Here is a 21,945-nt window from a genome sequence, read left to right as displayed (position 1 = left end):
TGTAGAGACGCACGGCCGTGCGTCTCTACGCTGCGTTGCCCCGATTTTATCACGGACTCTATTGATTCTTCACACGCCCCATCACCTTGTACACCTTTCCATCCGATTTGGTATAAATGAACAACTCATTGTTCAGACCTACTCCCAAACGGAAATCCGGTTTGATGCCTTTGTTCAAATCCAGCATGTTCACCGTTTTATCGCCCATTTTTAGCTCCAATTCTTTGATGGTTGCTTGTTTGCCAAGCTTCAATTCATTCACTTCTGCATAAAAGACCCGGCCGAGGGCAATTTCGCCAAAAATGTATTTCCCCCGCAGTTCCGGGATTGCCGTGCCGGTGTACACAAAACCTCCCTCGATCGCCTTGCCCTCATCGTGGTCAAACTGGAGCACCGGATAGAGGTAATTGTATTTGCTGTCGTCGGCAGGGAGAGCGTATACCTTATCCATTTTGGCCTTTGGATTGATCACATAAGTGCCTTCGCGGTAGGGCCAGCCATAATCGCCGCCTGGGACGGCCAGGTTGAGCTCTTCGATGTTGATGTGGCCGATGTCGGCGATTAGTAGTCGGCCATCAGGAGTCCAGGTGTAGCGGTTGGGATTGCGGAAGCCCCGACAAAAAACTTCCCGGCAAGCCTCTGCGTCACTGAGTTTGGCGTAAGGATTGGTGGCGGGAATGCCGTATTGCCCATTTTTACTGTTTTTGCCCTTTGGGTCAATCCGAAGGACCGAACTCCAGATGCGGCTTTTGTCATGGCAGATAAATGGGAACCCACTTTCGCTAGCGCCCCCGTCACCTAAGCCGATGTAGAGTAGGCCATAATCAGCATCCCCTTTTTTAGCACCTGGGTTAAAAGCTATTTCCTGCACCCCGTGAATGCCCGTCACCATGTTGACGCGGAACAAGGTACGACTGCCGGTAGGAGTAAAGGTTTTTGCGTTGGGGTCTTTTATGGTCCATTCGGTGATTACCCACTGCAAGGTGACCTTGATGGAATCAGGATAGGCAAAATCAGCAACTGCCGTGCCGGGAGGTTCGGTATGGGTGGTGTAAAAAAGACCGTTTTGGTAAAACTCAGGATGGAAAGCAAAGCTGCCAAAACCAGTACCCATACCTGGGTCGAAAATAAACTTGGGGCGTTCCTTTTTCATTTCCAGAGCCACATGCCAGCTGGTGTCGATCAATTCGTACAAAAAGCCCCGCAAATCGTGAATAAACAAACGGTCTTTGGCTCCTGGCAGTACTCGCATTTGGTTGATGCGTGCAATGGGCGCTTTGGTACCGGTGGGCGGTGCAGTGGCGATGTGTTGAATTTGTAAAGCCAAACCACTTTTGGCAATTTTTTCAGCGATGGGGTTTTGCATGGGCGTCCCCAGATCATTGCTTTGTTTTTCAGGCTCTTTGTGTTGGCTGTGGATGTAAGAAACAATGGCGTCGAGGTCAGCTTCCTTGATTTCAGTAAAAGGGGGCATCAATTGATTGTATTCTGCGAAAAGTTGTTTGGCGCGTGGGTCTCCCTTTTCGATCATTGCTGGCGCGTTGCGGATGAAAGATTTGAGCCAGGTAGGGGTGACGACTGCAGTCACTTGTTCCAAACTGGGGCCAATGCCTTTTTGTAAAAAATTGTGGCAAGGAGAGCAGTAGCCCTGGAACAGTTTTTGCCCTTTGGCCAACACATTGGCATTTTGGGAGTAAGCTAAAGCGGCCTGATCCTTGGAGGAATTGCTCGTTTTTGTGGAGGTAACTTTGCCCGGGGTGCAGGCAGCAATAGACAACAATAACCCACAAAAAATTGCTGAGTACCACAGCTGTCTGAAATGAATTTGATTTCCCATTTGGAAAGGTTTTTTATAGACAGCAGGTATGAACCATCGAGAATGACCCAAAGCGATATTTTATGACCACAAAGAGAAAAAAGAGGGCACAAAGGGCACAAAGACCGTCAACGTCTAACTTTGTGTCCTCCGTGTTCTTGTTTTTTTCTTTGTGATAATAAAAATGTCGCTTTGAGTTCTTTTTAGAAACTTGAGGTAATTCATCATCACTGTCCAATAAACGAATAAACAAAAATTCAACGTTTAGCGCCTAAGCGGCGGGTAACGACTCTACTTGCTTCCGTGGCAACAACGCTACCGCAATACACCCAATCACCGACAACACAATCAAAGCAGTAAAACCCATTGCGTAACTGCCCGTTCTATCGCGTAGCGCCCCAGCCATAATCGGCCCAAAAGCTTCTGCGAGGCCATCAACGGTCAGCACCAAGCCCATTACCCGGCCCATCACTTTTACCCCAAACAACTCTGCGGCCATCAAGGGAATGATCATGTAATCACCGCCAAGCCCTATGCCAAACAGGACAGCAAATACATAAATGGCGGTAGGTGTAGTGCTGCTGTACAACAACAAAATGGATAAGGTAACAATGGCGTAAATGAGCAACATGACATACTTTTTGGCAAAACGATCTGCCAACCATCCCATCAACAAACGCCCGATGATACTAGACCCCAACACCAGCGACATGATACTGGCGGCCTGCCCTTGGCTGTATTGCATATCGAGACTCAAAAACAGTTTGAGGTTTTGACTGACCCCAGCTACTGCCCCAATGGAACACATACTGCCAATGGCCAACAGGTAGAAAGACTTGCTTTTCAGGACGCTAGATAAGGAAACTTTGGGCTCTGGTGCTTTTTGTACTTCGTGTTGTTCGTCGGGATTCTCCTTAACAAACCAGGCCATTGGAAAGGCCACCACAATGATGATTCCACCCAGCACGGTCAAGGCAGTACGCCAGCCGGCCTCCTGATTCAACCATCGTGCAATATGGGGAACCAACATTCCCCCTACGCCAATCCCCAAATAGGCAATGCCCATGGCTTTGCCCCGCGCGGTACTAAACCACCGGGAAATCAGCACCTGGTTGGGCAATGGCCCACCACACATGTAACCCAGTGCAATCAGAAAATAGAAGGTGTAAAATTGCCAGGTGGACTGCATGATGCCCAAGCCCATCACCGCCAAACCAACCATCAGAATGCCGGACAACATCAATCGCCGCGGGCCAAAACGATCGATAAACCAACCTGCGGCAAAACCAAAAAGGGGACCTACTATCACTTTCCCAGCCAGGTTGCCCGAGGTGACCATGGCCCGGGTCCAGCCAAATTCTTTTACCCAAAAATCAAAGAAAAAAGGCAGCCCATAGAACATGATGCCTACGATGGAAAACAAACTTAAAAAACCGGTGGCGGTGACTTTGTATTGTCCCGCGCTTAATTTGTCTGCTTGCATCTGATGTGGTTGTAGATGTATTAAAATGGGTTGGTTGAGGGAGGTTGAGAAGGTTTAGGCTGCCACAGCGATTCTGACGATGTCTTCGTCTAAGTCGCTGCGACAGCCTAAACCTTCTCAACCTAAAATTATAAACGTGACAGCGTCAACCCGCCATCTACCATAAATACCTGCCCGGTAGAGTAGGGGAACCCCCCAGCAGCCAAAGCGCCAACGGCTTTGCCCACGTCTTCCGGAGTACCCCAGCGCGGTTGTACACAAAGCCCCCCGCCGATGAGGTTGTCGTATTTTTCTTTCACTCCAGCCGTCATATCCGTAGCGATGACACCAGGGCGAACTTCGTACACGGGGATGTTGTACTCGCCCAAACGCGCGGCAAAAAGCTGAGTAACCATGCTGATTCCGGCTTTGGATACACAATATTCGCCCCGATTGACCGAAGCAACCGTAGCCGAAATGGACGAGATATTGATGATGGAGGCTGAAAAATCAGGTTGAGCTGCCTTTTGTTCGATCATCCAGTTGGCGGCAGCCTGGGTAAGGAAATAACAACTTTTGAGGTTGGTATCGAGTACTTCGTCAAAACTTGTTTCGCTGGTGCTCAGTACGTCGCGGCGTTCGCGGGGAGCAATCCCGGCGTTGTTGACCAGAATATTGAGTTGACCGTAGTGGTTTTTTACTTCCTGGAGGATTTTGGTGCGGTCGGCACTCAACGCGACGTTGCCCTGGCAATAAATGACCTCAACGCCGAGGGCTTTGATGCTTTCCAGAACTTCGGTGACGCCTTCTTGGGGCCTTACGCCATTGATTGCGATGTTAAAACCTTGTTGTGCGAGCTGCTGTACAATGCCCAATCCTATCCCTCTGCTTCCTCCGGTTACTAAAGCAACACTAGCCATTTGTGAATTTTATGTGTATGATTTTTATTTAATGACCAAAAACCCCGAAGGGGTGAAATGATTATAGCAAAAAAAGAGGATTAAATTTCTGGATAAACCCCGAAGGGGTGACATTTTAAAATTGGGATTGAATAATGCCACCCCTTCGGGGTTTATCCAGAAAAATATTCCTCTATTACGCATTTGCTATAATCATGTTACCCCTTTGGGGTTAAAGCTCAGGTACGTCAACCCAGGCTCTTTTCGCCCAACTTTCAAGACCCTTTTCCGCCAACTGCACCCCTTTGGCACCAGCCTTCAAATTCCAGGGGAAGGGCTCATCGAGCACCACATGTTTTAAAAACAACTCCCATTGTACTTTAAAAGCATTGTCGTGTACTTCCTGCTCGGGTACTTTGGACCAGCCACCGAAGAAATCGATGGGTTGGGCTATATCGGGATTCCAAACGGGCTTGGGCGTATTGCCATAATGCTGGATGTAACATTCCCGCAAACCAGCCACCGCCGAGCCTTTGGTGCCATCCACTTGCAGCGTGAGCAAATCATCACGTCTTACCCGAACCGTCCAGGAAGAATTGAAATGGGCAATGACCCCGTTGTCCAGTTCAAAAGTGGCGTAGGCCGCATCATCGGCGGTACACTTGTAGGTGTTGCCATTTTCATCTACCCGGGTAGGAATATGCGTTGCGCCGAGGCAAGAAACTGCTTTTACATTGCCGAACACATCATCCAGGACGTAGCGCCAGTGGCACAACATATCCACAATGATCCCACCATCGTCCTCTTTGCGGTAATTCCAGGAGGGGCGTTGCGCGGGGATGTTGTCCCCTTCAAAAACCCAATAGCCAAATTCGCCCCGCACGGAGAGGATTTCTCCAAAAAAGCCTTGTTGAATGAGGCGTTTGATTTTTACAATGCCGGGAAGCCACAACTTGTCTTGCACTACCCCATTTTTGAGGCCAGCCTCGGTAGCCAATTTGTACAATTCCAAAGCAGACTCGGTGCTGACGGCTACTGGTTTTTCACAATAAATGTGTTTCCCCGCCTTGATCGCCGCCTTGACCGCATCGGCCCGGCGACCCGTGGTTTGGGCGTCAAAATAGATGCTGTAATGTGAACTTTTTAAAGCATCCTCCAAATTGGTGCTCATATTGGTGATGCCCGTGAGTGCACAGAGTCTTTTTAACTTGCTTTCGTCCCGGCCAATGAGAATAGGGTCGGGCATGATGGTTTCGCCATTGCTGAGTTTGACGCCGCCTTGTTTCATGATTTCAGCAATAGAACGCAGCAAATGTTGGTTGGTACCCATCCGCCCTGTAACGCCGTTCATGATGATCCCGATGGTATGTTGTTTCATGTTTGAAAGCTTTCAGCGATCAGCAATCAGCAATCAGCCAGGTTTCAGCGCAAATTTGGCTGATTGCTGATTGCTGAAAGCTGATCGCTATGAGTTGTTTTTGTATCCAGTGATTATTTTCTGCAAAAATTGAGCTTGATCTTGCTGCCAGTATTCCGTGGAAAAAATCTCTACCTCGCGGAAACCATTGAAGCCGGTTGCTTCAACCCAGGAGCGGATTTTTTTGAGCGGAATACAGCCTTCCCCCATCAGCCCACGATCGTTGAGCATGTCCACGGTTGGTGATTTCCAGTCGCAGATGTGAAAGGCCAGCAGGTGATTGTTTTCCCCACAACGTTTGATTTCCCGCTCCAGGTTCGAGTCCCACCAGAGGTGATACACGTCTACGGCCACACCTACCCAGGGGGAGTTGATGGCTTCACACATGTCGTTGGCTTGCCCGAGGGTGTTGATGGCGGAACGGGTGTCGGCGTACATAGGATGGAGCGGTTCAATGGCCAATTGTACCCCTGCTGCAGAAGCTTCGGGAATTAGGGATTCGATGCCATCCTGAATTTGTTGCCGGGAATCTTCCAGGGGTTGCCCGGGGTCGGCACCACAAACCAGTACAATCAATTTGGTACCCAATTCGTAAGCTTCTTCAATGGCTTTGCGGTTGTCGTCCAGCGCTGCTTGTCTTTTGGCTGGATCAATGCTGGGAAAAAAGCCACCCCGACACAGGGACACGATCGACAAATCGTGATCCCGCAGCAGGTCGCCGGTATGTTTAATGTTCCTGCCCGCCAGTGCATCGCGCCAAACCGTAATGCCTTTCACCCCCGCCGCCGCAAAGTTTTTGGCCGACTCTTCGATGGCCCAGGGCTTGGTGGTGATGGTATGGATGCAGAGTTTGGACAGGTCAGTGATTGGACTAGGACTCATTTGACACAATTGAAAAACGTGTAATAAGTGTCGTTGTTGATCATGCGCTGCAAGTACAGGCAAACCTCCCGGATGTGGTAGTCGCCCCACATGCAGGATTCACCATTGGCGATTTTGCTGCCAGCAGGTACGTGATCCCAACCATTGGGCTGATGGTAAATGGTATGCAGCAGCAAACCCTGGTGTTGCTCATTGGTGCTCAGGTAGGGTTCATCCAGGAGCGTATCCACTACCTTCAATCCGGCCTGTACATACTTTTCACCAGCCGCAGCATTGCCTTTTTCGCTCAGGTATTTGCCCAAACGCAGCAATCCCTGGGCTCCAATGGCCGCCGCAGAGCTGTCCACAGGCTCGAAATCATTGAACGGATCGGCAGGGCGATCCAAATAATCGCCTAGCTTATGCAAATTGGGGGCACCAGTATCCCAATAAGGCACCCCATCTACGGGCGTATGTTCAATGTAAAAATCACAGGTGGCTTGAGCGGCCTTTAACATCATTTTTTCCAGCGCTGCTTTGCCCCCAAAAGGAGTCAAGGATTCTTCATCAGCGGTATCCAACCATTCCAGTTGTTCGGCAAACCCACACATGGCCCAGGCGAGGCCACGCGTCCAGGTGGTGAAGCCAGTATAACCTTGTTGTGAGTTGGGGCAACGGAATTGGCCATCTTTTACGTTGAACACACTCTCGTGTGCGGTGCGGCCCCAGATGTCGTAGGAATCGCGGCCTTCGCCATAAAATACCGAGTACCGGGCGGTGGCTTCAATGTGTTGCAGCGCTCTTTCGAGCAGACTTATTTTAGCATCCCCCTCGCCCTGGAACACATGACCCAATTCATGGCTGACGATCAAGGCCCGGCAAGAGCGAATGGTATCCACGAACAAGGAATGCGCACCGTTGAAAGAATGAATAAAGCCCCCCGTTTTGATGCTCGTCCAACGGCTTGCTTGTACAGCGCCGGATATTTTTAGGGCCAGTTCATAAAAGTTTTTCTCCCATTCGTTAAAGGGAATTTTACCTTCCCGCATCAAACGCAGGAGGTTGCCGTAGGTGCTGACGTTGTTGAAGCCGTGGTCGTGCACGCCGATGTGGCTGACGTGGGGGGCCATTTTTGTGAGGGTTTGTTGTTTGGCCCTTTCCAAAATCGCCTGGTCTCCTGTCGCTTCAAATTGCAAAATGGCCGAGCCAAATTGAAAGCCCTGGGTCCATTCCGTCCAACCACGGGTGGTGTATTCCCCAGCTACCGTAAAAACGGGGGAGCCTTTTGATTCATCGTAATTTGAATCAATCAACTTGATTTTTTGCTCGGAAAGCGCCCAAAAGCGTTGGAGTTTGTTTGACAGGTCAGTTGCAGTACGTTTTTCGTTCGTTTTGATCATTCCTTTAATGGGTTTGATGAGAGTAAAATAAAGACGATAGTAATGATAAAATACCCTAAGGGGCGAGAAAAAATAAGTGCTTGTTTTGCCCCACTGCTATGTTGGGCAAAATAAAGTTTTTTACTCTTTGATTTAAAGTAGATGAAGCTTTTGGGTAAAGAATTTTAACGGGAACGTTCCCGGTGGTTGTACTGCTCGTCCTGACCACGACGAATTGTGGAATTCCTTTTATCCAACATTGAACTCCTTCCCGCTCAAAACTGTACTTTTGTCAAAAACCAAATTATGCGCATCTCTTTGTTGCCCTTGTTGGGGCTATTGTTGCTCGTTCAGTCTTGCAATGCCCAAAAAAATACCGACCCCAAAGCTACTGCCATCATTCAGCAATGCATCGAAACCCACGGCGGCCGCAATTACCGCAACTTTGATATTTCTTTTGATTTTCGTGCCTTCCAGGTTCGCCTGAAGCACCAGGGCGGTAAATTTCGCTATGAACGCAGCACCCGGGATACCAGTGGTAAGGTCATCGTTGATGTATTGAGCAATACCGGGCTCAGCCGCAGCATCAACGGCCAGGCCCAAACTCCCGAGGAGAAGTACCGCGAAAGTGTGAACGCACTGGCTTATTTTGTCTTGTTGCCCTACAAACTGAGCGAACCTGCCGTGAACCTCAAACACGTGGGAGAAATCCAGATTGGCGACCAAAAATACGATAAAATTGAAGTGAGCTTTGATCAGGAAGGTGGCGGTAAAGACTTCCAGGATGTGTATTGCTACTGGATCAACCAGCAGACGCATACCATGGATTACCTGTCTTATGCTACGGGAGGACCGCGTTTTCGCAAAGCTACTCGCCGCGAAACTGTGGGTGGGATCGTTTTTCAGGATTATGACAATTATGAAATAAAAGACACGACTCTGGCGACCCGTGATTACGATCGGGTATTTCTGGAGGGTAAAGCGGTGTTGCTGTCTAAAATTGAACAAAGCAACTATAAAGTACACTAAATTGAATGAGCCAAAGTAAACCACACATTCAATTCCGCTTCGCTAATCCCCAGGATCTGGCAATTTTGCGGCATTGGGATGCACAACCTCACATCCTACATTCAGACCCGAATGAAGATGATTGGAACTGGGAAGAGGAACTGAAGCGTACCCCGGAATGGCGGGAGTTTTTGATCGCCGAATTGGATGGCCGCCCGATTGGTTTTGTACAAATCATCGATCCATTGTTGGAAGACAGCCACTATTGGGGCGAGGTGCCCGCCAATTTGCGCGCCATTGATATCTGGATCGGGGAAGTAGATGAACTGAACAAGGGTTATGGCACTGAAATGATGACCCAGGCGTTGGATCGTTGTTTTAGCCATCCCGAGGTTACAGCGGTATTGATTGATCCGTTGGCGTACAATACCGCGGCGATCCGTTTTTATGAGCGAATGGGGTTTGAGTTTGTGGAAGCACGCACCTTTGATGAAGATGATTGTTTGGTGTATCAGATGCGGCGGGAGTTTTGGGTACAAAAAAGGGAATTCCCTCAATTCTCAAAATAACTTTTAGGCGCATCTAAAGTGTCCCTATAAAACCCGTACTTCTTCATCTCCTGAGCAATTTCCCCAGGACTTAAATACATATCCCCTTTTTCCGTTTCAATTTCCTCAAGCGTATTGCCAAAAGCTTTTCGCACAAAAAAAGCAAAGTCGTAAAGCTGATAACCCAGGCCATGTGCCACCGCCCTTTTATCAGTCTCCCGCTCAAAAACCGTAGCAAAATGCTCATTGAATTGGTATTGGTAAGCCAACCAGGCCAGGTACAAGGAGTTTTTGTCCAGGTAAAATACCACGTGAGCCAGTTCGTGCCCAATGATCCCCACTTGTTCATTGAAAGGTGCTTTTGACAAAAGAATCGGGTCATTTTCTCTACCCGTATCATTGCTGATCACAACCAGATATTTTCGTTTTACCCAGGGCAACAAAACGGTGATGGGATCGGGTCGGGCCGACAATTGGATAAAGGCTGGCTGCACCAAAAAATCGATGGACGCTTTTTTGAGTTCTGGATAATGCGACAGAGCCAGGAGGCATTGGAGTTCAAAACCAGGAGCTAGTTTTTTGTTTTCTCCCCAGGTTTTCAATAGAGAATAATATTCACTGGAATCCGCCGGGCGCACATATTTTTTCAGCACTTTGATGGATTCCTGGTCTGCTTTGCTGAGGGTAATGTGTTGGGCATCCTGGTCCAAAACCAAAAATAGCAACACCAATAACACCAGCCCCAACAGGCTCAGGAATAACCATTTTAAGAGACGTCCCAGGAGTTTCATGTCATTGGTGTTTTTAGGAAAGATGCATTGATAAACAGCTAAATAAGTAAAAAGACGGCTGGCAAGCTAATTTTATAAAGAAAATTTGAGTTGACCAGAGCAGCCCCTGCAACCCTTAATCAATTCCTGCCGTCTTTAAAAATGGGAAATCAAAGTGGCTCAACCTGATGCCACCTCGCTCTGTCGTGAAAATATAGATCAATGAGGACCTTCCTGATCGCAGCTATTTTGCTGTGCGCAGTAGCGGCATTTTCCCAAATCTCGCCAGATCCCCGACACCTTGAAGAAATCGCTTACGACTCAAAAAGAGACAAAATTGTTCTTTTTGGCGGCGGCGGCAATGTGATTGGCAAGGGATTCGCTTTTCCCGAAAATGTTTTTGAATGGGATCAATCTGCGTGGAAAGAGGCCCAATTTGAGGTGCCTGGAAACCGCGTTGGGCATGCCCTCGTATATGATCCCCAGCAAAAAGCCACCTTTTTAATTGCCGGGGTCACTGAGGCCCAAGCTGCTTCAAAAGTCAACCTGAATGTTTGGAAATGGGATGGAAAACAGTGGGAACTGAGCAATACTGATGCTCCAGTAAAAACATCCGAGGCCACTTACGATCCCATCAATCAGAGAATTTTGGTGTATGGTGATGTCTACAACAAAACCCAACTCAGGCGAGGTAGTGACCCCCAAGTATTCGAACTTTGGGAATTGAAGGCCAATCAATGGAAAAAACTTTCGGCGGATGGGCCAAACATCATTTCTGCCTATGAAATAGCCTTTGACATTGCCAGAAATGCCCTCGTTATCCCCTGTTGGGAGAATGGCAAATCCGTAGTATGGGAATGGAAAAATGAAAAATGGGATAAGATTACCGCAACTGGAGCATTCCCCGATGCCAGAAATCGCTACGCATTGGCCTATCACCCCCAAGAAAAAGCCACTTTTCTCTTTGGTGGCCGCAACAATGCCAATCCTTTTTTTAGTGATTTTTGGAAATGGGATGGCATTTCTTGGACAAAGGTAGTATCCGCTCATCCACCTGCAAAACGGGCTGCAGCAACCATGGAGTATGGCAAAGGGGCTTTGTACCTGTACGGCGGGGTGGTGGAATGGGGCCTATCCAATGAAATTTGGCAATGGAAAAAAGGAGCCTGGAAACTCATGAACCCACAGGAGGCAATGGATTCCGCCCGAACCCTCAACATGCTGGCGGATTGGGTAAAAAATCACCCGGAAGATGGAGATGCCTTCCAACAATATGGGGAACTATTGCGCAACATGCAGCAATATGCAGCTGCTGAAGAACTCTTAAAAAAAGCTTATGTATTAAAACCTAGAGATCACAATGTTTTTTTTAGACTCCTGCAGGTTTTATACACCTTGAATAAAAGTACAGAAGCAGAAAATTACCTGTCGAATGCCCTCGCAGCAGGTGCTTTGGAATCCTTTGGAAGACTGGGCATGCAGCTTTGTTCCATCAATAAAAATAAAGAAGGAACAAGGTGTTACGAAAAAGCGGTGCAGCTGCAACCCAACGCTGGCAATTATTACAACCTCGCCTGCGGTTATGCCCTTTGTGGTCAGCAAGACCAAGCCTTTGACACACTGAATAAAGCCATCGAAAATGGCTTTAAAGGCAAAGAGCAATTTGAAAATGATACCGATTTGGACTCACTCAAAGCCGATGCCCGCTGGAGACCGCTGCTGGAAAAATTACAATAAGCCTCAATGAAAGCAAACTTAATCATCCTCATACTACTAGCTGGCGTTCAGGTGTTGGCTCAACCGGGAAAACTCCATTTATTGCCCTCCGGGAGAAGCCAGCATGCTGCTGCTTTTGATTCAAAAAAAGGCCTAATGTTGATCTTTGGAGGTGAGAAGCATTATAAAAATACCGCCCCATCTTCGCTTTCAATCGACAACAAACTTTGGGCCTGGGACCAATCAGGCTGGAGCAGCTTGTCTGAAACGGGGCCATCCTTGCGCAACGATGCAAAAATGGTGTACCATGCCCAAAACGGAAAAACCTACCTCTATGGTGGCCGGATAATTAATCCTGCTGGCAAGGTTGAAGTATTGGCGGAATTTTGGGAATGGGATGGAAACAAATGGAACTTATTGTCTGCATCGGCAGCACCAGGTAGAATGTTACACACCAACCTCGTTTATGACCCCCACCGCAACCGGATAGTCATGTTCGGTGGGGTGAATATTGACGAAAAAGGCTTTTCAAATGCCCTTTGGGAATGGGATGGGAACAACTGGCAAAAAATAGAAGCGCACAATCCTCCAGCTCCAAGAATTGCCCACAGCATGGTTTATTCACCTGCTTTAAAAAAGACCTTGATTGTAGGGGGCGTGAGCATCAAGGATGAAAGGTTCAACGAAGTATGGGCCTGGGACGGGCAGAATTTTGAATTGTTGGATAGCCACTTGCCATCCATCGAATTGGGCAATTACAACGCGGCTTGTATGAATGAAAAAGGAAAACAGCAAATGCTTTTGTTTGGAAGATCAACCAAGTTGGCCGCTTTGAAAGCGCTTGAACCAGGAAAAAACCTGAGCGACACCTGGATTTGGGACGGAACAAACTGGACTAAACTGGAATTGGGCATTGCTCCATCCCTGCGGGAAGGCCAATCCTTGGTGTACGACCAAAAGCACAAACAAGTCATCCTTTTTGGGGGAGGTGCCCGGGAGGAAGCCAACTACGATAATCCCAAGGACCTCTGGGTGTTTAAAAATGGGCGCTGGAAGGCTATAAAATCGGAATGAATGAAGTTGATTTCAATTTTTCGGAGGGTTCCAAAACCTGAACCCTCCGAAAATCAATTCAATACTTAATCGATCACTTTTTAACAAACTTGATCGATCCCATATTTTTGCCACCAAAAATAAAATTAGCCAGGTAAGTCCCGGCCGGGTAGTTGGCAATGTTCAGATTAAGGGTACCTGCACCGAGGCTGCCTTTGTCAAAATTAAAAGCGCCCACCTGACGACCACTCAGGTCAACAACACGCACCAGCAGATCCTGATTGCCAGGAAGAGCGTGTTTGATGGTCACTTCGTTGAGTGATGGATTGGGATAAGCCAGTTGAATGTACCGGCCCACGTTTTCTTGCAGGTCTCTCAAACTGGTTACGCCATTTTGGTACAATTTGGCAATCTCTGCGGTAGTCAACGCGGTATTGTAAATCTTCAATTCGTCCAAGGCACCAATGAAATACTGGCCACCTTCCACGGGGTTGTTTCCGATGCCCAGCGGGCGTGTGGTAGGGTTCAGTACACCAGTGACAGGTTTGCGGTTCACCTCTTTGCCATCAATGTAAATCACATCGTCGGTGCCATTGTGTACCATGGTGACATGCCACCACTCGCGCAGAATCAGCTCGTTGCCGTCCTTGGCGTCCATGTCTGAGATGAAGTTGGGGAACTGGGTATTTTTGCTGTTGGTCGTCCACACGATCCGTTTGTGTTGGGGCAGGGAGATTTTCCAACGCTGATCCCAGTGGCCAAAATCGAGCACATAGGCTTCCGCATCTTTGGTGCTGGTGCTGTCTACCCGAATCCAGAAACTCACCGTGGTGTAATCCGAAATCAGTTGAACGCCATTTGGAACCAATACGGAATCCTGTTGGCCATCAAATTTAATGGCTCTGCCGCCGGGGCGCAAACGATTGGTAACGGTTTCAAATACCGGATTTCCACCGATCACTCCGTGGTTGTTGTACGGGGTAGCATCGTTGGCGTTGCCTTCAAAAGGGTACCAGGCCACGAGGCCGGGTTCACTGGTTACTAGTTTGGGCTTGGTGACAGCGGTTACGTCGGCGTATTCGGAGTTGTTGCCTGCACCATCAAAGGCATAGACCTCAAAGGTGTAAGGGGTAACGGGCTCCAGGCCGGAAACCACAATCGAAGTAGCCGTGCCAGCCAAAGTATCCACAATGACGCCATCGACCAAAACAACATACCCGGCCACTTGCCGATCGTCAGTAGATGCCGTCCAGGAAAGAATGGCGGTAAAGGTTCCTACGTCAACTTTGAGCGCGCCGGGTTTGGTAGGTGGAGTGAGGTCAGGACTGGCTTCTTCACCCGTTTTTACAGTAACCGTCGTCATCACTGACTCATTGCCAGCGGCATCCAGTGCAGTAACGCCGAAGATAAAGTTGGTGAGTGGCTTCAGGTTTTCGACCACATTTTCAGATACAATCGAAGTGGCAATTTTTTTGCCATCCTGGAAAATGTTGTAAGCGGTAACGCCCAGGTTATCTGTAGCATCCCGCCAATCCAATGAGACAGTCGTATTTTTAGCAACAGCCACCAGATTCAAAGGCGCATCGGGCGCCAGGGTATCGCTGGAGGAAGGTGCCAGGATTTGGGTTTTGTACAGGGAGTCGATTTGGGCATCGCCCAAGGCTTTGTTGAAAATCAGGATATCGTCCAGAGAGCCATCTAGAATGGAACCTCCATCGATGATGTTGAAACCGATGCCGAGTGGCTTGGTCGTTTTATTCAACTTGCCAGGTACGTTTTTGGTCGCAACGGATTTTCCATTGATAAAAATTTTATCCTGAACCCCATTGTGTACCATTGCTACGTGGGTCCAGGTGCCCACGACCAGAGCGTTGCCATCACCGGAATCCATATCGGAGATGCCACCTTCGTAGTTGGTCGTCCAGACCGGTTTGCCGTGGCCAGGCAGCGAGATTTTCCAACGCTCCTGCCAGCCGCCGAAGGACAACAAAAATGCTTCTCCGTTGCCGGGAAGGCTGTTGACTTTGGTCCAGAAACTGATCGTGGTATAATCCGAATTGAGTTGCGCGGAGTTGGCCGCACTCACCTCGGTGGTTTTGTCATCCAAAAGGACGGCTTTGTTGGACTTGTTGAAGCGGTCTTTGTCCAGCGTTGCTTTGCCCAGGTTGGCGTGGTTAAGGTAGGCGGTAGCATCCTGACCATTGCCGTTGAATTTGTATTCCGCCACCAGACTGCCTGCAATGGGTGTAGGCAGTTTTTGAAGGTTGTACAAAGCCGTCACCTCAGCGGCACTCAGCGCTTTGTTGTACAATTGCACATCGTCCAGACTGCCTTTGAAGTAATTGCTATTGTCGATGTTGTTGTAGCCCAAAGCCAGGTCGTATTTGGTGGCATTGAGAGCACCTACCACTGCTTTTTCATTCACTTTGACCCCATCAAAATAGATGATGTCTTTGGCTCCATCGTGTACCATCACCACGTGGGTCCAGGTGTTGACCGTGAGTGGAGTACCAGAATCCATGTCCGAAATTCCCGTGGCGTAGTTGGTGGTAAACACCGGTTTGCCATGCGCAGGCAGGGAGATTTTCCAACGTTCTTGCCAGCCGCCATGCGACATAATGTAATATTCACCGGTACCGGGCAATTCTTTGACGTTTACCCAAAAACTAATCGTCGTATTGGGCGTGTTGTAGGCGGATGAATTGGGCACCTCAACCCCTTCCGCACCGTTAAAAGCGATAGCGTTGTTGGCCAAACCAAAGCGACTTGTTGCAGGTACCGATCCGTGGTTGATCCCATCGTTTTTGTAAGCTGTGGCATCGTGCAAATCGCCCGCCATTTTGAATTCAGCAACTAATGGTGAAGGAGGGTTATTTGGCGCGGTGGATTGTAGAATATACAGGATACCAATTTGGGCCGCGCTCAAATCGGTGTTGTACAATTGTACCTCATCCAGGTCGCCATCAAAAAAGTTGCCGCCATCAATGGGGTTATAACCAATACCCAAAGGGTACTTGGTAGCATTCAAATTGCCCACCACATTTTTGGAATTGGCCAAGATGCCATTCAAGTAAATGAGGTCTTTGAGGCTGTCGTGTACCATCACCACATGGGTCCATTTTCCGGGCACCAGGGCATTGCCATCGCCGGAATCCATATCGGAAATGCCGGTGGCATAATTGGTGGTAAAAACGGGCTTGCCGTGACCAGGCAAAGAGATTTTCCAACGTTCCTGCCAGCCACCATGAGAAAGTAGGAAAACTTCACCCGTAGCAGGCAGTTTGTTCACTTTTACCCAAAAACTAATCGAAGCCTTGGGCGAATTGAGTGGCGCGCTAGGAGGAGCAGTCAATTCCGAAGAAGTCCCATTAAAATGATAAGCCGAGTTGCCAAAACCAAAACGATCGGTTCTCCAACTGAGGTTTTTGCCTTCGGCGTGATTGGCCAAAATGCCGATGTCCTTGCTGTTGCCCGAAAAGGGATAATGGCTCAACAAACCTTTGGCTAAGACCGGAGCGGTACTTTGAGCGGTATACAAGGCACTGATTTGGACGGCCGTAAGGGCTACGCCAAAAATGTTCAGTTCATCGATGTCGCCGTTGAAAAAGTTGCCGCCATCTACTGCATTGTATCCAATCCCGAGGGGCTTGCTCGTACTGTTGAGGTTGCCAGCTACGGCTTTTTCGGCCACTTTAACCCCATTCATGTAGATGAGGTCTTTGGCCCCATCGTGTACAAAAGCGACGTGTTTCCAGACCCCAAGGGCGAGGGTGTTCCCATCCCCGGAATCCATGTCCGAAATGCCATTGCTGTGGTTGGTCGTCCAAACTGGTTTGCCGTGATTGGGCAAGGAGATTTTCCAGCGCTCTTGCCAGCCGCCAAAAGACAATAAAAAAACTTCCCCTTGTGCTGGCAGAGCTTTCACCCTCACCCAAAAAGCCACGGTCGTGTTGAGGGTATTGAGGGCAGCAAAGTTTGGTGCTTGCAAGGTGCTTTGCACTCCATCAAAATAAAATGCCTTGTTCGACCAGCCGAAACGGTCGGCGGATAAACTGGCCCCGTTGACCACCGCGTGGTTGTGGTTGGCCGAAACGTCATTGGCCGAGCCGTCAAAGGGGTAACTCGCAATCGGAGTTTGCCCGTACAGCGCTCCAGTGCAGAGGAGGCATAAAAAAAGCAATGTCAAATGTTGTAGTTTGAATTTCATTGGATTTTGATTTTTAGGGTTGTTTTACTACTAATTTGGCTTGGATGAGTCCATTCGAAAACAGCTTTAGCCAATAAGCACCGGCAGGTAAGTAGGACAAATCCAGTGGGCGACCGCCTACGGATTCCAGCGTCCAGGTCTTGATCATTTTTCCGTCGAGTTGATAGAGTTGGAGGGTTCCGGATTGTTTTTTCCAAGCTATATCGGTCAACTGGATGGAATGAGAAAAAGGGTTGGGGCTTACCTGCAAGGGCTCTGCACGTATTGGAGCCTGCTGTGTATGTGTAGTCGTATTAGTCGTGTATTGCGCTTTCACTTTATCGGGAGGAAGGGCATAGTTGTAGATGCGCACTTCATCGAGTACTCCGGCAAAATTGTATTGAGCGTCGTCCGGCCACATTTGCCCAAAAAGCATGGGCAAGGTTGTTGTCCTGATTTTTCCGGTAAAAGGTACAGCTGCTTCCAACTCCCCATCGAGGTAAAGCGCCAGGTAGCTGCCATCGTAAGTGGCCGTGACCTGGTGGTATTGGCCCGGCAGCAATTCCGTCGCGCTGTCGAGGTCTTTGATGCCATTCAGGCTATTGACCGTCCAGCGGAGCTGGCGGGTAGGAGTAAGCGATAATTTCCAACGTTGTTGCCAACTGCCGTGCGACAACAAAAAACTCTCCCGATCGGGAATGGCATTGGCTTTGAACCAGGTGCTCAGGGTAATCGCACGATCAAAATTGAGCAGCGGATGATTGGGCACCAGAATGTGCTGGGTGTTGCCATCAAAAGAAAAGGCTTCGGAGGTAAGGCCGTTGCGGTCGGAACTGATCCGGGCACGGTTAACGGTACCATCCAGGTGATTGGATCCCATGTCGCGGGCGTCGCCCTGAAAAGGGTAAAATGCGACCAATTCGCCAGTGGAGGGGGCAAAATTGCGCACCCAGATTTTGGTATTGGCGCTGCTTTTTAAACCCGCAGGATCTTTGACTTCTACCGTGATGGTATAGATGCCTTCCACACTGGGTGCCTGCCAGTTGATTTGTGCACCAGTGCCTTGTAACGTTCCACCCGTGGTTGACCAGTTGTAGGTCAAGGGATCAAGGTTGGCGTCGGTAGCACGAGCAAGCAGGGTCAAAGCAGTATTCGGAGAAGTATACGCCGCTGATTTTTCAATGCCCTGGATGACGGGTGCCCGGTTGATGGCTGCAACTACGGTCAGCAACAGTGTAGCCGTATCGGCCAGCCCTTCCGAGTCTTTTACGATCAGTTGGACTTGAATTTGGCCGGGTGCGGCCGGGGTTTTGAGCAAAACTTCTTTGCCCGTCCCCGAAATTTCCCCTTGACTTGTTGACCAGATGTACGTCAATGCAGTGCCTTCTGGATCGAGGGCTTGTCCAAAAACGCTGACTTGGTCCTTGACGATCAGCGTGTCTTCTTTGAGGCCAAGACCCTGGATGCGGGGGCGTTTATTGAGTTTGATTGTACTTTGCCGATAGTCCACCACTACCCCATCCACCAAAAATTGATTTTCGTGATAAGTTGCCGCGCCACCAGCAGGTGTAAGCACCAGCAATACCGCTTCATTGGGGGGAAGGGAGACCTTAACTTTACCTTGTACATTCGTTTTTAAAAAAGCCTCTTGCAGCGTATTGTAAACATCCACTGGTGCAGCGCCCAAGTCCAATTCTACCTCCTGGGCGGTGGCATAAGGATTGAACAACAAATAGCTGGGATAAGCTGCCTCCTTAAAAAAGTCGGTCTTCAACAAATCCAGGGACAGGATTTTTTCCACATTGGTCTTTTTGACGATGGCACCCAAATAGCCAATCGAGGAGGTACTGTACAAGGAGAGATTGGTAGCCGCCCATTTTCCAGCCAGGGCGTCACCCGTCGAAACCAGGGATCTTCCATTCAATTTTTCCCGCAGAGCTTCATAACCGATTACCCGATCCGGGTCGTATTGATTGGACCAGGCCGAGGCATCTTGTTGCGCATCGGTCAAAAAGCCAGGGTAAAACAATCGATTGGCATTGCTCAGGTTGAGCATCCACTTGCCGATGGCTCGGGCAAAACGTTTGTCGTAGCGCAACATCGGCACCAAGGCAGCTGCCTGTTGCAGGCCATTGAGTTGAAAAGCGTAATCGTTGCCAGCGTCATTGGCTTCGCCCACCAGTCCCGACACCTCAAAACCACCCCATTTGCCCACAATGGTGCCCCAGCCGCGCAAAGCACCGCGATTGAAGGACCAATTCAGCATTTTTTCTACATCGTATTGGGTGTTGAGTTCGGCATTCATTTTGGCCGCCACGTAGGTTCCGTAGGGCAATTGTAGTTCGTAGGAAGGATTATCTGGCCAGCCATTGAGGAATTCCAGGCACCATTCAGCACCCTGGAGGTATTTTTTGTCGCCCGTTTTTTTGTAGGCGTGGTACAAAATCCAGGCAAAAGCTCCGGCGGCTTCGGGTTCTTTGACTCCAGCGACCAAGGGTTTCATTTGTATAAAATTCCAGGCGCGGTAATTGAGGTAGGCGCTACTCCAGGGTGCCGTGCTGCCGCCCATGGCTTTGGTGGCTTCCAGCAGCCGATCGGCAATGGTGGTAAATTGGAGTTTGGATTCCCCAAATCCTTGGGGGTACAGGTCGGTCAATTGATAAAAATACACATTGGGCATCATGTCATACCACCAATCCTGCCCGCTACGGGAACTGGCATTGTTGAGGTAGAGCTTTTCGCCGTTGGCTTTGTTGTAAAAATCCTGGGCCAGCAGCAGCCAGTTGCGGCCAAATTGATTTTGTTTGTCGATGCCGACCAAACTTGCGCCTACCAGCGAAGGCAAGACGTTGATGGCTTCATTACCGGGCGGGGGATTTGAACCCACGTAAGTTGTCAGGCCAAAAACGGGTGCTGCTGGATAGTTAATGCCTGCATTTTTGAAAAAAACCAGTGGCAGGTAAGTTCCGGTTTTGGTGGCATCGTACACAAAGGAGTCGTACTTCAGGGCCACCTGCGCCCAGTTGCGGATGTTGAAGGGGCTGGGTTGGTTGGGCATTTGTTCAATGCGGGGAATGGCGATTTGGCCTGCTTGGGCGAAGGCGGAGATGCCGATGCTCCAGAAGGAGAGGAAAAGTGATGCACGAAACCTGAAGACGCTGATGCTCATATACAAATGATTGTTTTTTGGGGAATAGTCGATACTGTCTAGCTAAAGTGACCCCTAAGGTGTCTAAGGTGCCTAAGGTGGTTAAGAAAAAATATGACTCAAGCGCGCAAGCGCGAAGAGTTTTTATTTGAACCACCTTAGGCACCTTAGACACCTTAGAAAGTATCGCCTATGGCGCTAGTTAGCAATAGCTGATACTAAAGTTTACAATGATCAATAGCCCGGATTTTGCACCAATTTGGGATTCAAATCCAGCTCCGTTTGTGGCAAGGGCCACAACTCGTGTTTGCCCACTTTGAAGTTGGGCAAGTATTTGCTAGCCAAGCCCCAGCGCACCAGGTCAAAGAAGCGGTGCATCTCGAAGGCCAGTTCCACCTGTCGCTCGTGGCGGATGGCTTCCAAAACTGTAGCCTGATCGGTGGCACTGATTGGAGGCAAAGTCGTAGCGGGTGTAGTGGCTTGCGCCCTGGCCCGCGCCCGGACTACTTCCAGCGGAATTTTTGCTTCCGGTATTTTGTTGAGTTCGGCCTGGGCTTCGGCTTCCCAGAGCAAAACTTCCGCGTAGCGAATCGCGGTGTAGTTGATGTCTCCGTCAGCTTTTTGGGTCGCTTCTTTGTCCGATTGCAGGTATTTAAGCGGACTATATTGGGTGGAGGAAAATGAGGCAAAATAGACGACTCCGAAATAATCGTCGCGATTGCGGGCTACGGTGAATTTGAGCCGGGGGTCACCTGTTTCAAAAGCATCCACCAATTCTTTGGTCACTTCCGCAAAGCCATAACCGCCACCGTATTTTTTGGAAGCCCACCACTGGTTGAGCGAATTGCCTACGCCAAGTTGCAGGTTGCTGTGCTGGATTTCCCACACTGATTCGCTGTTGTTTTGGGTGTTTTTGCGAAAATTGTCGCGAAAATCGGGCACCAATTGGTAGATGCCCAGTGCCTTGATTTTTTGAATGTAATCCAAAGCACCCGTCCAGTCTTTTTGGTAAATTTTGGTTTTCGCCGCCAATGCCAGCGCGGCGCCTTTGGTGGCCCGACCCTGTGAAGTAGCCGGATAGCTCAGGGGCAATACCGCTGCCGCGCTTTCACAATCCAGGAGAATTTGCGCCTGCACTTCGCGCAGAGGCGTGCGGGGAATTTTGATTTCAGCAGGTGGAAGTAGCCTGGTAATCAACGGAACATCGCCAAAAACCTGGGTCAGGATGAAGTAATAATAGCCCCGTAAAAACTGCGCTTCGGCCAAAATGCGGCTTTTTAAGGCGGCATCCATTTCGATGGCGGGCACCTTCTCCAGTACCGTATTGCACTGGGTGATGCCGTTGTAATTGAGCTTCCACAGGTCGTTGAGTTCCTGGGTACGGGGGGTATGGATCAAAAAATCAAATTCACTCAACCCTGGTCGTGAACCGTCACCACCTGCCACCGCTTCGTCCGAGGCGATGACGCCCAGGCCCCAGTAAAAATTGTTGTTTTCGTTGTTGAACAGCAGGGAGTTATAAGCGGCATTAACGGCTTGTTCAGCATCCTGGGCGGTTTTGAAAAAAGAACCGGTGTCCAGAATACCGATGGGTTCCTTGTCCAGAATGTCTGCGCAAGCAGAACAAACGAAAAACAAACTTATGCCAAACACTTGTTTCCAAAATCTCATAAAGTACTGAT

The 21,945-nt window shown here is 49.2% G+C and carries 14 protein-coding genes; 4 read left to right on the top strand and 10 right to left on the bottom strand.

Going from position 1 to position 21,945, the window contains the following annotated elements; genetic code table 11:
• Nucleotides 1–58: 58 nt before the first annotated feature.
• The 6 genes from ACO08K_RS29340 to ACO08K_RS29315 all read right to left on the bottom strand — a co-directional run bounded on the left by ACO08K_RS29340 (nt 59) and on the right by ACO08K_RS29315 (nt 7,855).
• Complete coding sequence (locus ACO08K_RS29340; RefSeq protein WP_421800067.1) at nt 59–1,837, bottom strand: PQQ-dependent sugar dehydrogenase; 1,779 nt, start codon at nt 1,835–1,837, stop codon at nt 59–61.
• Nucleotides 1,838–2,087: 250 nt separating this feature from the next.
• Complete coding sequence (locus ACO08K_RS29335) at nt 2,088–3,299, bottom strand: MFS transporter (protein ID WP_421800066.1); 1,212 nt, start codon at nt 3,297–3,299, stop codon at nt 2,088–2,090.
• Between the two features lie 128 nt (nt 3,300–3,427).
• Nucleotides 3,428–4,198, bottom strand: a complete 771-nt coding sequence (locus tag ACO08K_RS29330) for a 3-ketoacyl-ACP reductase (protein WP_421800065.1) — start codon at nt 4,196–4,198, stop codon at nt 3,428–3,430.
• A gap of 211 nt (nt 4,199–4,409) precedes the next feature.
• Nucleotides 4,410–5,555, bottom strand: coding sequence for a Gfo/Idh/MocA family protein (locus tag ACO08K_RS29325; protein ID WP_421800064.1), 1,146 nt, complete (start codon nt 5,553–5,555; stop codon nt 4,410–4,412).
• A gap of 87 nt (nt 5,556–5,642) precedes the next feature.
• On the bottom strand, nt 5,643–6,476 hold the full coding sequence (locus ACO08K_RS29320; RefSeq protein ID WP_421800063.1) for a sugar phosphate isomerase/epimerase family protein: 834 nt from the start codon (nt 6,474–6,476) through the stop codon (nt 5,643–5,645).
• Nucleotides 6,473–7,855, bottom strand: a complete 1,383-nt coding sequence (locus ACO08K_RS29315; RefSeq protein ID WP_421800062.1) for a glycosyl hydrolase — start codon at nt 7,853–7,855, stop codon at nt 6,473–6,475. Before ACO08K_RS29315 ends, ACO08K_RS29320 begins: the two co-directional genes overlap by 4 nt.
• Nucleotides 7,856–8,140: 285 nt before the next feature.
• On the opposite strand from ACO08K_RS29315, the gene ACO08K_RS29310 reads away from it, so the two are divergent.
• Together ACO08K_RS29310 and ACO08K_RS29305 are read left to right on the top strand one after the other, a co-directional pair.
• A complete protein-coding gene (locus ACO08K_RS29310) occupies nt 8,141–8,863 on the top strand; it encodes a DUF6503 family protein (RefSeq protein WP_421800061.1) in 723 nt (240 codons plus the stop codon).
• Between the two features lie 5 nt (nt 8,864–8,868).
• Nucleotides 8,869–9,411, top strand: a complete 543-nt coding sequence (locus ACO08K_RS29305) for a GNAT family N-acetyltransferase (protein ID WP_421800060.1) — start codon at nt 8,869–8,871, stop codon at nt 9,409–9,411.
• Here ACO08K_RS29305 and ACO08K_RS29300 read toward each other — a convergent pair.
• The gene (locus ACO08K_RS29300) at nt 9,396–10,181 is read right to left on the bottom strand and encodes a hypothetical protein (protein ID WP_421800059.1); all 786 of its coding nucleotides are present in this window, start codon (nt 10,179–10,181) and stop codon (nt 9,396–9,398) included. The two genes, ACO08K_RS29305 and ACO08K_RS29300, sit on opposite strands and share 16 nt — an antisense overlap.
• A gap of 201 nt (nt 10,182–10,382) precedes the next feature.
• Here ACO08K_RS29300 and ACO08K_RS29295 point away from each other — a divergent pair, with 201 nt between their 5' ends.
• A complete protein-coding gene (locus ACO08K_RS29295; RefSeq protein WP_421800058.1) occupies nt 10,383–11,897 on the top strand; it encodes a TPR end-of-group domain-containing protein in 1,515 nt (504 codons plus the stop codon).
• Between the two features lie 6 nt (nt 11,898–11,903).
• Nucleotides 11,904–12,950, top strand: coding sequence for a kelch repeat-containing protein (locus ACO08K_RS29290; protein ID WP_421800057.1), 1,047 nt, complete (start codon nt 11,904–11,906; stop codon nt 12,948–12,950).
• Nucleotides 12,951–13,023: 73 nt separating this feature from the next.
• On the opposite strand, the gene ACO08K_RS29285 is transcribed toward ACO08K_RS29290, so the two are convergent.
• From ACO08K_RS29285 to ACO08K_RS29275, 3 genes are all read right to left on the bottom strand, one after another.
• Nucleotides 13,024–17,136: a LamG-like jellyroll fold domain-containing protein gene (locus ACO08K_RS29285; RefSeq protein ID WP_421800056.1), complete on the bottom strand. Its 4,113-nt coding sequence runs from the start codon at nt 17,134–17,136 to the stop codon at nt 13,024–13,026.
• A gap of 13 nt (nt 17,137–17,149) precedes the next feature.
• The gene (locus tag ACO08K_RS29280; protein ID WP_421800055.1) at nt 17,150–20,284 is read right to left on the bottom strand and encodes a LamG-like jellyroll fold domain-containing protein; all 3,135 of its coding nucleotides are present in this window, start codon (nt 20,282–20,284) and stop codon (nt 17,150–17,152) included.
• Between the two features lie 213 nt (nt 20,285–20,497).
• Nucleotides 20,498–21,934, bottom strand: a complete 1,437-nt coding sequence (locus ACO08K_RS29275) for a RagB/SusD family nutrient uptake outer membrane protein (protein ID WP_421800054.1) — start codon at nt 21,932–21,934, stop codon at nt 20,498–20,500.
• Nucleotides 21,935–21,945 lie beyond the last annotated feature (11 nt).

This window comes from Haliscomenobacter sp. (assembly GCF_965225875.1).
Classification (GTDB): Bacteria; Bacteroidota; Bacteroidia; order Chitinophagales; family Saprospiraceae; genus Haliscomenobacter.
The sequence above is the reverse complement of the archived record's forward strand: the minus strand, read 5'-3'. Positions and strand labels throughout refer to the sequence as shown.

Coding starts and splice junctions, on each gene's coding strand:
- ACO08K_RS29340 (WP_421800067.1), bottom strand. CDS start 1,837: ATGGGAAATCAAATTCATTTCAGACAGCTGTGGTACTCAGCAATTTTT.
- ACO08K_RS29335 (WP_421800066.1), bottom strand. CDS start 3,299: ATGCAAGCAGACAAATTAAGCGCGGGACAATACAAAGTCACCGCCACC.
- ACO08K_RS29330 (WP_421800065.1), bottom strand. CDS start 4,198: ATGGCTAGTGTTGCTTTAGTAACCGGAGGAAGCAGAGGGATAGGATTG.
- ACO08K_RS29325 (WP_421800064.1), bottom strand. CDS start 5,555: ATGAAACAACATACCATCGGGATCATCATGAACGGCGTTACAGGGCGG.
- ACO08K_RS29320 (WP_421800063.1), bottom strand. CDS start 6,476: ATGAGTCCTAGTCCAATCACTGACCTGTCCAAACTCTGCATCCATACC.
- ACO08K_RS29315 (WP_421800062.1), bottom strand. CDS start 7,855: ATGATCAAAACGAACGAAAAACGTACTGCAACTGACCTGTCAAACAAA.
- ACO08K_RS29310 (WP_421800061.1), top strand. CDS start 8,141: ATGCGCATCTCTTTGTTGCCCTTGTTGGGGCTATTGTTGCTCGTTCAG.
- ACO08K_RS29305 (WP_421800060.1), top strand. CDS start 8,869: ATGAGCCAAAGTAAACCACACATTCAATTCCGCTTCGCTAATCCCCAG.
- ACO08K_RS29300 (WP_421800059.1), bottom strand. CDS start 10,181: ATGAAACTCCTGGGACGTCTCTTAAAATGGTTATTCCTGAGCCTGTTG.
- ACO08K_RS29295 (WP_421800058.1), top strand. CDS start 10,383: ATGAGGACCTTCCTGATCGCAGCTATTTTGCTGTGCGCAGTAGCGGCA.
- ACO08K_RS29290 (WP_421800057.1), top strand. CDS start 11,904: ATGAAAGCAAACTTAATCATCCTCATACTACTAGCTGGCGTTCAGGTG.
- ACO08K_RS29285 (WP_421800056.1), bottom strand. CDS start 17,136: ATGAAATTCAAACTACAACATTTGACATTGCTTTTTTTATGCCTCCTC.
- ACO08K_RS29280 (WP_421800055.1), bottom strand. CDS start 20,284: ATGAGCATCAGCGTCTTCAGGTTTCGTGCATCACTTTTCCTCTCCTTC.
- ACO08K_RS29275 (WP_421800054.1), bottom strand. CDS start 21,934: ATGAGATTTTGGAAACAAGTGTTTGGCATAAGTTTGTTTTTCGTTTGT.